Here is a 14,678-nt window from a genome sequence, read left to right as displayed (position 1 = left end):
GTCCTTATATTATTAAATAAGAAGAAATGATGATTGGTGAGTTAAACGTTCAATAAATCGTCAAAAATTGATGCCGTAATAATGAGTATATTCTTCTTTTAAAGATTGCATTTTCTGCAGTGCAAGATGGCTGAACACACTGTCTTCTTCAACTAATTTTTTCTCCATTACAATGACTGCCTGACGCAATGACTCATTGTAAGCTGGTACTTCGGCACTATAAGGTTTTAAAAGATTCGGACTGACAACTCGTTTTTCGTATTGAGCAAGTGCTTTACGCTCATGAAAAAAGGTTTCTGTCTCATGAGAATGATGTAAGTCTCCTTGCTTCGGATGAATCAAAACAGCAATAATTTTGATGACAATACCATTTTGCTGCTCACTGACTTTTTCTACAATATAACGTCCAGTTTTAAAAGAAAGTTGATAATACATGTTATCCCTCCTTTTGTGTTAATATATTATGGTACTTATCATATCATGAAGGAGCAGTTATCATGACTAATTTTCCACAATTAAATACAGAAATTTCAGAAAATGAACGTGTTGTTGACATGGTCACAACAAAAGGGACAATGAAAATAAAATTGTTTCCAGAAATCGCACCGAAAACTGTAGATAACTTTATCCAGCTTGCTGAAAAAGGTTATTATGAAGGTATTACTTTCCACCGTGTCATCAATGACTTTATGATTCAAGGCGGCGATCCTACTGGAACAGGTATGGGCGGAGAGAGCATCTACGGTGATTCTTTTGAAGATGAATTTTCAATGAATGCATTTAATTTATACGGTGCACTTTCTATGGCTAATGCGGGTCCGAATACAAACGGCTCTCAATTTTTCGTCGTTCAGATGAAACAGGTGCCTGCACAAATGCTGTCACAACTAAAACAAGGCGGCTGGCCGGAAGAAATCGTTGACGCATATGCGGAACGAGGCGGTACTCCTTGGCTTGATCAGAAGCACACAGTATTTGGTCAGGTCATCGAAGGACTTGATGTCCTGGAGACAATTGCTGACGTTAAAGTCGGTCCTCAGGATAAACCTGTAGAAGATGTCATCATCGAAAAAATTAATATTGTAAAGTAATCAATTGAATCAATAAGTCATGAAATGTTCATGACTTATTGATTTTTTTATATTTTTGACATGCTATAATTTGATGGATTAGGAGCGTGATAAACAATGATGGACTTTCTCTATTTCCCCGAAAATAAGATGGAATACATTCCAGCAGGTATTACATTATTCTGCTTTATGCTGCTTGCTTACTTCGCTTATCGTCTTTTTAAACGGCATTCTTCCAAAGAAGAAGCAAAGATGGAAGCATTTGAGAAAGATGTAATGAGACGACTGGAAAGTGGAGAACTGCACAATGAACGCTGACTTTAATATTGAACTTTATAAATTACTTGCCGGATGGAACCCTATGAATTTTGAAGACGTGACAATGGGTGACCAGGAAATCTATGACTGCATGGACATTATCCATCAGAAATATGATCGCGATAAAACTGTGAAGCGTATTCAGCAGATCTATCAGTTCAGCTTTGACCAGCATCTTGCATCTGCAGACATCAATCGTATACTGAACGAGGTTGACCATCTTAATCAGCAATGTATGTTATAGAACAATGAGCCATTTTAACTCCGATATGTTAAACTTTATATATTAATAGTGAGGAGGGACATGGCATTGAAAAACCAATATAAAAAAGGTCAGTTCATTAAAGTTAAAGTGACTGGCATTCAGCCATATGGTGCCTTTGTTGAAACTCCGGATCATGTAGAAGGCTTAATTCACATCTCTGAAGTTATGAATGATTATATTCATAACCTGAACTTATTTCTGACTGTCGGACAGATTGTTAAAGCGAAAGTCATTGAAGTTTCAGAAGACGGTAAACTTAATTTATCATTAAAGGAAAATGATTATTTTAAACGGCATGAACGGAAAAAAGAGAAAAAATCTGTGCTGGAAGAACTTAAACACTCTGATTCCATCGGATTTGAATCGTTACGGCAGAAACTACCGGAATGGGTAGCAAGGGCAAAACGTCTACAGTAACACATCAGCAGAATGAGATCACATTCTGCTGATGTGTTATTTTTATTCACTTTATATAAAAAATACTAGAACTTTATACAGTTATTTGTATAAAAATTTTTTATCAAAGAATTAGTAGTAAAGGGGTTGAACTTCGTTCAATTTTTGTTCATTATAGATGGTGTAAGGGTTTTCTTAAACCCAATTTCAAGGAGGTACTATAATGATTCCCTATAAGCATGAACCATTCACTGATTTCACTGTAGAAGAAAATCAACAGGCAATGAAGAAAGGTCTCGAAACTGTAAATGGTTACTTAGGTCAGGATTATCCACTTATCATCGGTGGAGAGCGTATCATGACAGAAGATAAAGTACGTTCATATAATCCGTCTAATAGAGAAGAAACGATCGGTAATGTTTCTAAAGCGACTCAAGAACATGCCGAACAAGCAATGGAAATCGCAAAAGAGACATTTGAAACATGGAGAAAATCAGATCCAAAAATGCGTGCAGATATTCTATTCCGCGCGGCTGCAATCCTTCGTCGCCGTAAATTTGAGTTCTCTGCAATTATGGTTAAAGAAGCAGGTAAACCTTGGAACGAAGCTGATGCAGATACTGCTGAAGCGATCGATTTCCTTGAGTTCTATGGTCGTGAAATGCTACGTATTAAAGACGGAGTGAAAGTAGAAAGCCGTCCGGGCGAATTCAATCGTTACGATTATATTCCACTCGGTGTAGGCGTCGTGATCTCTCCCTGGAACTTCCCGCTGGCAATTATGGCAGGAACAACCGTGGCACCCCTTGTTACAGGTAACACAGTACTCCTTAAACCATCTTCAAACACGTTAGTGGTGGCTTATAAGTTCATGGAAGTATTAGAAGAAGCGGGTATGCCTAAAGGGGTTGTCAACTTTATCCCAGGTTCATCACGTGATATCGGTGACTTCATCGTGGATCATGTTGATACACGTTTCATCTCATTTACAGGTTCTCGTGACGTTGGTGTCCACATCTACGAACGTGCAGCACAAGTACACGAAGGTCAACTGAACCTTAAACGTGTTATCGCTGAAATGGGCGGTAAAGATACAATCGTCGTTGATTCAGAAGCTGATCTTGAGCTGGCAGCAGAATCAATCGTGAAGTCAGCATTCGGTTTCTCCGGACAGAAATGTTCGGCATGTTCGCGTGCAATCATTCTAGAAGATGTCTATGATGAAGTAGTTGCTAAAGTCAAAGAAAAAACTGAAAAATTATCAGCAGGTAATCCAGAAACAAATGAACACTTCATGGGACCTGTTATCGATGACAAATCTCTGAATAAAATTAAGGAATATATCGAAATCGGCAAACAGGAGGGCAGACTTCTTGTCGGCGGAACGACTGATGAATCAGTCGGTAACTTCGTTAACCCGACTGTATTCGTTGACCTTAAGCATGATGACCGCATCATGAAAGAAGAAATCTTCGGACCAGTTGTAGGTATTGCTAAAGCGAAAGACTTCACTGAAGCGATTAATTTTGCAAATGCAACGGATTATGGTTTAACAGGGGCTGTCATTACAAACAACCGTGAACATTTAGAAGAAGCACGTCGTGACTTCATGGTCGGTAATCTTTACTTCAACCGTGGATGTACTGGTGCAATTGTTGGCTACCAGCCATTCGGCGGCTTCAAAATGTCCGGTACAGATTCTAAAGCGGGCGGTCCTGACTACTTAGTTCTTCATATGCAAGGTCGTACAACTTCAGAAATGTTATAAAAAATCAATGACAGTAGTGCTCTATGCACTACTGTTTTAATGAAAAGGGGATTAACATGACTCAATCAACAGAAATCATCGAACAGACAAATCACTACGGTGCACCAAACTACCATCCACTGCCGATCGTTATTTCAGAAGCAGAAGGTGTATGGGTAACTGATCCTGAAGGTAACAAATATATGGATATGCTATCAGCATACTCTGCAGTCAATCAAGGGCATAGACATCCAAAAATCGTCCAGGCATTAAAAGACCAGGCTGACCGTGTAACATTAACGTCACGTGCCTTCCATAGTGATAAGCTTGGACCTTGGTATGAAAAAATCTGTAAACTCGCAAACAAAGAAATGGCTCTGCCGATGAATACAGGTGCCGAAGCAGTAGAAACAGCCATTAAAGCAGCACGTCGCTGGGCATATCAAGTAAAAGGTGTAGCTGATAATCAAGCTGAAATCATCGCAATGAAAGGCAATTTCCACGGACGTACAATGGCAGCAGTCTCACTTTCTAGCGAAGCAGAATATCAGCGCGGTTACGGTCCATTGCTCGGCGGTTTCAAACTAGTAGATTTCGGGGATATCGAACAGATTAAAGCAGCTATTACTCCTAATACTGCGGCGGTTCTGCTTGAACCAATTCAAGGGGAAGCGGGTATCAATATTCCGCAAGAAGGATTTTTGAAACAGGTACGTCAAGTATGTGATGACAATAATGTATTATTTATTGCAGACGAGATTCAAGCTGGATTATGTCGTTCAGGTAAATTCTTTGCTACAAGCTGGGATGATGTAGAACCTGATATGTATATTCTAGGCAAAGCTCTTGGTGGAGGTGTTTTCCCGATATCATGTGTGCTGGCGGATAAAGAAGTCCTTGAAGTATTTAATGCAGGTTCTCACGGTTCAACATTCGGAGGAAACCCGCTTGCCTGTGCAGTATCGATTGCAGCATTAGATGTTCTAATTGATGAAAATCTTGCTGAACGATCAAATGAACTCGGCGAATATTTTAAATCAGAGCTTAAGAAAATTGATAATCCTGTCATCAAAGATGTGCGTGGACGCGGCCTGTTCATTGGAGTAGAGCTGACTGAAAATGCACGACCATACTGCGAACAGTTAAAAGAACTCGGTTTATTATGTAAAGAAACACATGATACAGTGATTCGTTTTGCTCCGCCTTTAGTTATTTCGAAAGAAGATCTTGACTGGGCTATCGAACAAGTAAAGCAGGTATTTACAAAATAATTATTTGATAGCGTTTTCAAAATTTTAATTTAAACCATTTAATTTATGGGTCATTGTGTTACAATGATTAACGAATAATTATTTTAAAAAGAGGCGGATAGGATAATGATGGAACATTTAAACTTAGTATCATCAACTCAGGTGATTATTAAAGAAGCATTAGACAAACTTGGTTTTGACGAAGGTATGTACGACTTAGTAAAAGAACCGATGCGTTTACTGACTGTTAGAATACCAGTCCGTATGGATGACGGTACAGTGAAAACTTTTACTGGCTACAGAGCACAGCATAATGATGCGGTCGGCCCAACTAAAGGTGGCGTGCGTTTCCATCCTGACGTTGATGAAGATGAAGTTAAAGCACTTTCAATGTGGATGACACTCAAGTGTGGAATTGTTGATTTACCTTACGGCGGCGGTAAAGGGGGAATTGTCTGCGATCCTCGCCAGATGAGCATTCACGAAGTAGAGCGCTTAAGCCGTGGCTATGTTCGCGCCATTTCGCAGATTGTTGGACCTACTAAAGATATTCCGGCACCAGATGTATTCACTAATTCACAAATTATGGCGTGGATGATGGATGAATACAGTAAGATGGATGAATTCAATTCTCCAGGATTTATTACGGGTAAACCGATTGTGCTGGGCGGTTCACAAGGACGTGACCGTTCTACTGCCTTGGGGGTTGTTATTGCCATTGAAGAAGCAGCGAAACGCCGCGGCAAAACGGTTAAAGATTCACGGGTCGTTATTCAAGGGTTCGGTAACGCTGGAAGCTTCCTTGCTAAATTCTTATATGATGCGGGAGCTAAAGTCGTAGGTATTTCTGATGCACACGGTGCGCTTCACGATCCGAATGGTTTGGATATTGATTATCTGCTCGACCGTCGGGACAGCTTTGGTACAGTGACTAACTTGTTCGATGATACCATCACTAACAAAGAGTTGTTTGAGTTAGATTGTGATATTCTTGTTCCAGCAGCCATCTCCAATCAGATTACTGAAGATAATGCTAATGATATTAAAGCGGATATCGTTGTTGAAGCAGCAAATGGACCAACAACAATGGAAGCGACAAAAATACTTACTGACCGCGGTATACTGTTAGTACCTGATGTTCTTGCCAGCGCCGGTGGTGTCACGGTTTCTTACTTCGAATGGGTACAAAATAATCAAGGTTATTACTGGACTGAAGAAGAAGTCAACGAGAAACTACGCGAGAAATTAGTGAAAGCATTTGATGCAATCTATACATTATCCGAAAACCGTAAAATTGATATGAGACTTGCGGCTTACATCATCGGTATCAAACGAACAGCAGAAGCTGCACGTTACCGTGGATGGGCATAAGTAACAGCGTACTTACTAAAGTAAGTACGCCATTTTTTATCATATATGAGCATATTGATAGGAGAGATGAGTCAGAAGTAATAAACTTATGATTATCAACTAATGGAGGTAAGTGATGAATTCTTTTACATTCTATAATCCGACTCAACTCGTTTTCGGTAAGGACAGCATTGAAAAACTGCCGGACATGATCAGACAGTTTACAACAGGCACTAAAGTGCTGATTACTTATGGTGGCGGCAGTATTAAACGGACAGGTCTATACGACCGTGTCATGCAACTGCTTGAAAGTTATGAAGTATTTGAACTAGAGGGAATTGAGCCGAACCCACGTCTTTCTACAGTGAAAAAAGGGGTGCAGCTTGTTAAAGAAAATAATATCGATTTCATTCTTGCAGTCGGTGGCGGCAGCGTCATCGATGGCACTAAATTAATCTCAGCAGCCAGCACTATTGATGAAGACCCATGGAAAATTGTCAAACGTGAAGTCATTCCAACGTCAGCTGTGCCATTCGGTACCATTTTAACGATTGCAGCGACAGGTTCTGAAATGAACTCAGGGAGTGTCATCACAAACTGGGAAACTAATGAAAAACTAGGGTGGGGTTCTCCGCTTGTTTTTCCTAAATTCTCATTGCTTAATCCTGAAGTCACTTATACGTTACCTAAAAATCAGACAGTCAATGGTATTGTTGATTCAATGAGTCACTTGCTTGAGCAGTACTTCAATGAAGCAGATAATAGTGCGGTCGGTGATGCCATGATTGCAGGCGTGATGAAGGAAATCATGAAAGCTGGACGAGTCGTGCAGAATGATCCTGAAAACTATGAGGCACGTGAGACACTGATGCTTGGTGCAACAGTTGCTTTAAATGGCTTCATGCGTATGGGTTATAACGGTGACTGGGCGACTCATAACATCGAACATGCAGTCAGTGCCGTTCATGATATCGCACACGGAGCAGGGCTTGCAGTGTTATTCCCTGCATGGATGAGTCATGTCAGCCGAAAATCACCGGAGCGCTTCGCCCAGTTTGCTGAAGACGTGTTCGATGCTGATTCATCTTTATCTCAGGAAGAAAAAGTCCAGGCCGGTATTAAAGGCATCACTGATTACTGGAAATCAATTGGAGCGCCTTCCAGCTTAAGTGAATTTGATATTCCAGAATCAGATTTCGAAATTTTTGCAGATAAAACTTTATTCAATGGACCATTTGGTAACTTCTATCAACTGAACCGAGAAGATGTGGTTGAAATTTATAAGTTAGCACAATAAATTTTAGTAAAGACTAGACTCTATATATTTAGAGTCTTTTTTATTTTGCCACTGTAAATTTATTTAAGTATTTATAAAAATGAATATTTAGGATAGAAATGAGGTTATGATAATGCTGTAACTCATATTATTTATCCAGGAGGTCAAAGAATTGAAGAAGTTTGTTACTTTACTACTTGTTAGTTTAATAGGGCTGCTTGTGTTATCACCGTATGCAGATGCAAAGAACAAGGTTCAGACAGTAGTCGCACATCGAGGTGCCAGCGGGTATGCACCGGAACATACTTTTGCAAGTTACGATTTAAGTCACTACAAAATGAAAGCAGATTATATTGAAGTAGATCTGCAGATGACTAAAGATGGACAGCTGGTTGCTATGCATGATGAAACGGTTGACCGTACGACAAACGGCACAGGACTCGTAAAAGACTTTACTTTAGCTGAACTTAAAAAACTGGATGCCGGCAGCTGGTTTAATGAAAAATATCCAGCACTTGCACGTCCTGAATATGCCGGTCAAAAAGTTCCAACGCTTGATGAAGTCATTAATCGTTATGGAACAAAAGCAAAGTATTATATCGAAACAAAATCTCCAGAAGTTTATCCAGGTATGGAACAACAATTACTGAAAGTCCTGAATAAACACAAACTGCTGAAAAAGAGCAGACTAAAAAAAGGACATGTCCTAATTCAATCATTCTCAACTGAAAGTCTAATTAAAGTTCATCAGTTAAATACAGCAGTTTCGCTTGTTCAACTGACGGACAGAGGAGTAGTTGACACGTTGACTGATCAGCAGTTGAGAGACCTTAAATCATTTGTAATGGGCATCGGCCCTAACTATAAAGATTTGACAGTAAAGAATACTAAACGATTAAAATCATTTGGCTTTGTTATCCATCCATATACAGTTAATACAGAAGCGGATATGAGACGTCTGAACAGCTACGGGGTAGACGGAGTATTCACCAATTATCCGGATCTTTATAAGCGTATTGTCAACGAAAAGAAAATAAAATAAATTTAAGGAAAGGGCTTATAACAGCGCCTTTCCTTTTTTGATTTGATTTTTGACTGACTGGGCACTTGTACCGTTCTCATTCCGGCGTCTTTCTACTGAAGATTGGGGAGTGAGGATAGAGTGAATGTTTTCTGAAATACGAGAATCAATGTCTTTATATTCTTTCATCGATACATCTTTAAGCAATCGACCTTTATCGATGCAATCGAGGACAAGTCTACCAGTGATGGCATGTGCTTCTCTGAAAGGTATTCCGAGCGTAACAAGATAATCAGCGAGTTCTGTTGCATTGGAGAAATCCTGATTAACAGACTGCTTCAGGTTATCGTGATTGACAGTGAGGGAACTGAGCATCCCGCTATAGATTTTTAAGCTGCTGAGTGTATCATCCAATGCATCGAAAAATCCTTTCTTATCTTCCTGCAGATCTTTGTTATAGGCGAGCGGTAGACCTTTAAGTGTGATTAATAGAGCGATATAGTGGCCTGTAACCGATCCAGTCTTTCCTCGGACTAGTTCTGCCATATCTGGATTCTTCTTCTGCGGCATGATAGACGACCCGGTCGAATACTGGTCACTTAATTTAATAAAATTAAACTCTTCACTGCACCAAAGAATGATTTCTTCGCTTAATCTTGAGAGATGGATCATTATGAGATTCATATTATTCATTGTCTCAAGCAGATAATCTCGATCAGAAACTGCGTCCATACTATTAGGATAAATATCTTCAAACTCGAGTAATTCCATTGTATGACGCTGGTTAATCGGAAATGTTGTACCTGCCAGCGCTCCTGAACCAAGTGGAGAAACATTTATGCGTTTTAAACTGTCGTGCAATCGTTCTTTATCACGCTGCAGCATCCAGAAATATGTCATGAGATGATGTGATAGCAGGACTGGCTGAGCACGCTGGAGGTGGGTATATCCTGGCATGACGACTTCAATATACTCTTCACTGATTTGAACAATGGTCTGCTGAAGCAACCTGACTGCTTCGATTAACTCCTGTACAGCTTGTCGTGCAAATAGATGCATATCTGTCGCCACCTGATCATTACGTGAACGTCCGGTATGCAGTTTTCCTCCGACAGGACCAATAATCTTAATCAGCAGCTTTTCAATGTTCATATGAATATCTTCGTCTTCAATTGAAAATTGAGCGTTACCTGATTCAATCTGCTGTTTGATGGTAAGCAGGCCTTCTATAATTGTATCAGCATCTGTTTGAGATAAGATACTCTGCTGACAAAGCATCATTGCATGGGCGATACTTCCTTCGATATCCTGAGCATATAGACGCTTATCTACAGTTATCGATTCATTGAAAGCGAGCACCTGTTGTGCCATTTCTTCCTTGAATCTGCCTCCCCATGCCTTACTCATAGGAGCCACCATATACTTGCATTGCAACCTTTACAGGCAGCTCATAAATTTCGATGAATCCGCTGCTTGCCTGCTGATTGAACGCATCCTCTTTTGTGTAAGTCGCCAGTTTTTCGCTGTAAAGTGTATTTTCACTTTGTCTACCTGTTATTATAATATTTCCTTTATGGAGTTTCACTTTAACAATACCATTAACATATTGCTGCATATCATCCAGCAGGTTCTTCAGGTGATCGCTTAAAGGAGAAAAATAAAGACCATTATATATAAGGTTGGAAAACGTCTGTTCAACATATGGCTTGAAATGCTGGACGTCTTTTGTCAGAGTAATGGTTTCAAGTGCCTGATGGGCAGCTATAATAATCATTGCCCCTGGCGCTTCATAAACTTCACGCGATTTAATACCGACGAGACGATTTTCAACGTGGTCGATTCTACCAGTACCATGCAGACCACCAAGTTTGTTCAGGACTTGAATCAATTCATGAAGTAAATAAGGCTGGTTATCAATTGCGATAGGAAGACCGTTTTTAAAAGTAATTTCAAGTGTTGCTGCTTCATCAGGCGTTTGATTAATACTGCAAGTCAGTTCGTAGGCATTTTCCGGAGGTTCTGCGTAAGGGTCTTCCAGAACACCGCACTCGTTGCTTCTTCCCCATAAATTCTGGTCAATGGAAAAAGGGGAATCTAGGTCAATAGGAATTGGTATATTATTTTCTTTTGCATATTCAATCTCTTCTTCTCTACTAAAACCCCAGTCACGGACAGGAGCGAGTGTTTTTAATTCAGGATCAAGACTGTGGATAGCCACTTCAAAGCGAACTTGATCATTTCCTTTTCCTGTACAGCCATGTGCAATGTACTGGGCATTATATTGATGAGCGATCGCCACCAGTTCCTTAGCGATCAATGGTCGACTGAGCGCTGAAATCAGTGGATAAACATTTTCGTATAAAGAATTTCCTTTAATCGCGTAACTTAAATAGTCCTTTGCATAAGTTTTTACTTTATCCAGCATAATAGATTCTATTGCTCCTACAGCAAGCGCTTTGTTTTTTACGTGCTCAAGATTCTTACCTTCACCAACATCAAGGCAGCAGGCAATCACATCATAGCCTTGTTCCATCAGCCATTTTATTGCAACGCTTGTATCTAATCCTCCTGAGTAAGCCAGTACTACTTTTTCAGTCATAGTTTTACCTCCGAATTTATAAATATAATATAAAATGATTTAATATACATAATACAGTAACAAAAACATTTCGATATATCAAGAATAAATATTCATTTTAATTAATTTTTATGAATATTTTTAAATTTTTTTTAAGCAGCTATCATTAAAGTTTTGATAAACAACTCCTAAACGCCTTGTTCGTTGAGAACTATACGGTAATAGAGTAAAATAAAGATGACACGAAATTCAGGAGGTTAATCATGACACACATTAAATTTGATTATGAAACAGCACTTACATTCTTCGGTCGCCACGAGCTGAATCAAGTGAGGGATCTGGTTAAAAATATTCACCATACGATTCATGAAGGCAGTGGAGCAGGAAGTGACTTTTTAGGCTGGGTAGACTTACCTGAAAATTATGATAAAGAAGAATTCAACCGAATTAAGCAAGCGGCTGAAAAAATTAAATCGGACACAGAAGTACTTCTAGTCATCGGTATTGGCGGCTCTTATTTAGGAGCACGTGCTGCAATTGAAATGTTATCAAACTCATTTGATAACTTTGCACCGAAAGAAGGACGTCCTCAGATTATTTTTGCAGGTCACCAGCTATCTTCTTCATATACTAGCGATTTAATTAAATATTTAGACGGCAAGGATTTCTCGATCAATGTCATTTCCAAGTCAGGTACAACGACTGAACCTGCAGTGGCTTTCAGAATCTTCAAGAAGCTGCTTGAAGAGAAATATGGTAAGGAAGAAGCAAAATCACGGATTTATGCGACAACAGATAAAGCGAAAGGTGCATTGAAATCACTCGCTGATACAGAAGGTTATGAAACGTTCGTTGTGCCGGACGATGTCGGCGGCCGTTATTCTGTGCTCACTGCTGTCGGTCTACTTCCTATTGCAGCGGCTGGTATTGACATTAACCAGATGATGACAGGAGCTGCTGATGCAAGAAACGATCTATCATCGTCAGAACTGGAGGATAATATCAGTTATCAGTATGCTGCCATTCGTAATATTCTTTACAACAAAGGCTATACAATTGAAATGCTGATTAACTATGAACCAAGTCTTCAGTTATTCAATGAATGGTGGAAACAGTTATTCGGTGAATCAGAAGGTAAGGATTTCAAAGGAATCTATCCGTCAAGTGCGAACTTCTCAACAGACCTGCATTCATTAGGACAATACGTACAGGAAGGTCGCCGCGATTTATTTGAAACAGTCATTAAAGTAAATAGCCCGAGAGAAGATATTACGATTGAAGAAGAGGAAAATGATCTGGACGGCCTGAACTTCCTGGCAGGACAGACCATGGATTACGTAAATACTAAAGCCTTTCAAGGAACGCTTCTTGCACATACTGACGGTGGCGTACCTAACTTAGTCGTTGAAATTCCTAAGCAGGATGCATATACATTTGGTTATTTGGTTTACTTCTTTGAACTCAGCTGTGCGATGAGTGGCTATCTCCTTGGAGTCAATCCATTCAATCAGCCGGGTGTTGAAGCATACAAACAAAATATGTTTGCGCTATTAGGTAAACCTGGATATGAAGATAAGAAAAAAGAATTAGAAGAACGACTGAACAGCTAATTCCTTGAGAAAACCGTACAGCGGTTTTCTTTTTATTTTGGTCGGTATAGTTTAAACTGTTATACAATGAACTAAAAATATTTAAAAGTAGGTTTTATAATGACAGAGTGGTTTCAACATTATTTATCTGAAGATTCCATTATGGGCTGGATAGAGAGATTTAAATCTTTCGGTATCATTATTGCTTTTCTGCTGCCATTTCTTGAAGCCTTTCTTCCCATACTGCCTATTGTAGTATTTGCCGTCGTCAATTCCAACGCTTACGGGATTATTCCTGGATTTCTATTGACGTGGAGTGGTGCTTTTACAGGTGCCTATGCAGTTTTTCTAATGGTCAGATACTTCTCTGAAACAGGGTTCATCAAAAAAATGACCAATCGTCCGAAAGTGAATCGATTTATAAATTCAGTCAATGCAAGAGGGGTTATACCATTATTCATACTGCTCTGTTTTCCATTCACACCCTCTAGTATTATCAATGTGGTAGCAGCGTTATCGAATATCAGGCAGCGGGAGTATTTATTAGCGGTCGGCGTCGGTAAGGCCGTCATGCTTTTAATTCTGAGCTTTGTAGGTTCTGATATTCAGTCATTCTTTATCTATCCGCAGAAATCCGGACTTGTTATCCTCTTATTGATTTTTTTATGGTGGGCAGGAAAACGTCTGGAGGAACACTTTGACAAAAAAACCGGTAAAAAACGATGAAGAGATGGCAGCACTTCATTAGTTTTCTTATAGTGAGCTTAATTATTATTATCTTTATTCGCTCTTTTATTATAACAACCTATGCGATTGAAGGTCAGTCCATGGAACCTACCTTTCAATCCGGTGATAGAGTAATTATCAACCTGGTTGAAGATATTTTCTTACCACCGGATGTCGGAGATATCATCTTCTTCAAGCTGAATGACAATGATACATTTGTAAAGAGAATCATCGCTACACCAGGCGATTATATAGCGGTTCATCAGGAACATGTTTATGTCAATGGCGAAAAGGTCACAAAGCAAGCCGCTGATTACAGCAGTCTGCTCAAAGTAGAAGATATGAAAGAACAAATTGTGCCAAAAAAATGTTATATTGTACTAGGAGATCATTTAACGGACAGCATCGATTCAAGACAGTTCGGCTGCGTCAAAGAAAAATATATTCTCGGTAAAGTAATAGATACATACTGGCATAAAACAACAAAATAATGAGGTGGCTTTTTTGAAAAAAGAAATCTATGAGTGGCTTGTTGCCATAGCGGTGGCACTCGTGCTGCTATTTATAATCCATCAGTTTTTATTCCTGACATATTCAGTCAAAGGAGATTCCATGTATCCGACTTTGAAGGATGGAGAAAAAGTCATTGTCAGCAGAATCAACTATACACTCGGCAAGATTGATGAAGGAGATGTCATCGTCTTTCATGCAGATAAAAAAGCGGACTATGTTAAACGTGTTATTGGAACGGGTGGAGATACGGTCACTTATAAAGACGACACACTTTACGTCAATAATAAAGAAGTCAATGAACCTTATCTCGATGAAAATAAACTTGCTAAAACTAATGTACTTTTGACTGAAAATTTTTCAGTCAAAGATTTAGTGAATTCAGATGGTCAGGCGATAATACCTGAAGGACAGCTGCTTGTATTAGGAGATAACAGAGAAGTCAGCAAGGACAGCAGATATTTCGGATTGATTAAGGAAGATCAGGTAGTAGGTGAAGTAGTTCTGAGATTCTGGCCCTTCAATGCATTTCATTATAATTTTGATCCAGCAACTGAAAAATAACACGATAATTAACACTTT

At 39.3% G+C, this 14,678-nt stretch carries 16 protein-coding genes; 13 read left to right on the top strand and 3 right to left on the bottom strand.

All coding sequences use genetic code 11. The features are described 5' to 3' along the window. Positions 1-60: 60 nt before the first annotated feature. Complete coding sequence (kapB, locus tag ERX29_RS02650) at positions 61-435, bottom strand: sporulation phosphorelay system protein KapB (protein WP_133443140.1); 375 nt, start codon at positions 433-435, stop codon at positions 61-63. A 62-nt stretch (positions 436-497) separates the two neighbouring features. Here kapB and ERX29_RS02645 point away from each other — a divergent pair, with 62 nt between their 5' ends. The 9 genes from ERX29_RS02645 (at position 498) to ERX29_RS02605 (ending at position 8,714) form a co-directional block, all read left to right on the top strand. Beyond that, positions 498-1,091, top strand: a complete 594-nt coding sequence (locus ERX29_RS02645) for a peptidylprolyl isomerase (protein WP_133443139.1) — start codon at positions 498-500, stop codon at positions 1,089-1,091. Positions 1,092-1,187: 96 nt separating this feature from the next. Continuing rightward, on the top strand, positions 1,188-1,388 hold the full coding sequence (locus tag ERX29_RS02640) for a hypothetical protein (protein ID WP_133443138.1): 201 nt from the start codon (positions 1,188-1,190) through the stop codon (positions 1,386-1,388). Beyond that, positions 1,378-1,632, top strand: a complete 255-nt coding sequence (locus ERX29_RS02635) for a DUF1871 family protein (RefSeq protein WP_133443137.1) — start codon at positions 1,378-1,380, stop codon at positions 1,630-1,632. The genes ERX29_RS02640 and ERX29_RS02635 overlap by 11 nt, the downstream gene beginning before the upstream one ends. Before the next feature lie 66 nt (positions 1,633-1,698). Then, on the top strand, positions 1,699-2,070 hold the full coding sequence (ygs, locus tag ERX29_RS02630) for a S1 domain-containing post-transcriptional regulator Ygs (protein WP_133443243.1): 372 nt from the start codon (positions 1,699-1,701) through the stop codon (positions 2,068-2,070). A gap of 202 nt (positions 2,071-2,272) precedes the next feature. Continuing rightward, complete coding sequence (gene pruA, locus ERX29_RS02625) at positions 2,273-3,817, top strand: L-glutamate gamma-semialdehyde dehydrogenase (RefSeq protein ID WP_133443136.1); 1,545 nt, start codon at positions 2,273-2,275, stop codon at positions 3,815-3,817. 56 nt (positions 3,818-3,873) lie between these two features. Further along, positions 3,874-5,067, top strand: a complete 1,194-nt coding sequence (locus tag ERX29_RS02620) for an ornithine--oxo-acid transaminase (protein ID WP_133443135.1) — start codon at positions 3,874-3,876, stop codon at positions 5,065-5,067. Positions 5,068-5,172: 105 nt separating this feature from the next. Further along, positions 5,173-6,417 (top strand): Glu/Leu/Phe/Val family dehydrogenase, encoded by a 1,245-nt coding sequence (locus ERX29_RS02615; protein WP_133443134.1) that lies wholly within the window; start codon positions 5,173-5,175, stop codon positions 6,415-6,417. 115 nt (positions 6,418-6,532) lie between these two features. Next, positions 6,533-7,693 carry an iron-containing alcohol dehydrogenase gene (locus tag ERX29_RS02610; protein WP_133443133.1) on the top strand — a complete coding sequence of 387 codons (1,161 nt, stop codon included), beginning with the start codon at positions 6,533-6,535 and terminating at the stop codon, positions 7,691-7,693. A 151-nt stretch (positions 7,694-7,844) separates the two neighbouring features. Further along, entirely contained in the window at positions 7,845-8,714 is an 870-nt protein-coding gene (locus tag ERX29_RS02605; RefSeq protein ID WP_424960622.1) for a glycerophosphodiester phosphodiesterase, read from the top strand. Between the two features lie 15 nt (positions 8,715-8,729). On the opposite strand, the gene argH is transcribed toward ERX29_RS02605, so the two are convergent. Together argH and ERX29_RS02595 are read right to left on the bottom strand one after the other, a co-directional pair. Continuing rightward, positions 8,730-10,100, bottom strand: a complete 1,371-nt coding sequence (gene argH, locus ERX29_RS02600; RefSeq protein WP_133443131.1) for an argininosuccinate lyase — start codon at positions 10,098-10,100, stop codon at positions 8,730-8,732. Next, complete coding sequence (locus tag ERX29_RS02595; protein WP_133443130.1) at positions 10,093-11,292, bottom strand: argininosuccinate synthase; 1,200 nt, start codon at positions 11,290-11,292, stop codon at positions 10,093-10,095. Before ERX29_RS02595 ends, argH begins: the two co-directional genes overlap by 8 nt. A gap of 242 nt (positions 11,293-11,534) precedes the next feature. Here ERX29_RS02595 and ERX29_RS02590 point away from each other — a divergent pair, with 242 nt between their 5' ends. The 4 genes from ERX29_RS02590 (at position 11,535) to lepB (ERX29_RS02575) (ending at position 14,660) form a co-directional block, all read left to right on the top strand. Beyond that, positions 11,535-12,881 (top strand): glucose-6-phosphate isomerase, encoded by a 1,347-nt coding sequence (locus tag ERX29_RS02590; RefSeq protein WP_133443129.1) that lies wholly within the window; start codon positions 11,535-11,537, stop codon positions 12,879-12,881. A 99-nt stretch (positions 12,882-12,980) separates the two neighbouring features. Then, complete coding sequence (locus tag ERX29_RS02585; RefSeq protein ID WP_133443128.1) at positions 12,981-13,586, top strand: TVP38/TMEM64 family protein; 606 nt, start codon at positions 12,981-12,983, stop codon at positions 13,584-13,586. A 32-nt stretch (positions 13,587-13,618) separates the two neighbouring features. After that, a complete protein-coding gene (gene lepB, locus ERX29_RS02580) occupies positions 13,619-14,077 on the top strand; it encodes a signal peptidase I (RefSeq protein WP_165981041.1) in 459 nt (152 codons plus the stop codon). A 13-nt stretch (positions 14,078-14,090) separates the two neighbouring features. Further along, positions 14,091-14,660, top strand: coding sequence for a signal peptidase I (gene lepB, locus ERX29_RS02575; protein WP_133443126.1), 570 nt, complete (start codon positions 14,091-14,093; stop codon positions 14,658-14,660). The last annotated feature ends 18 nt before the right edge of the window (positions 14,661-14,678 follow it).

The sequence above is a fragment of the Macrococcus lamae genome, assembly GCF_004359545.1.
GTDB lineage: Bacteria > Bacillota > Bacilli > Staphylococcales > Staphylococcaceae > Macrococcus > Macrococcus lamae.
Note: the sequence above shows the minus strand (reverse complement) of the source record. Positions and strands in the feature narration are given on the sequence as shown.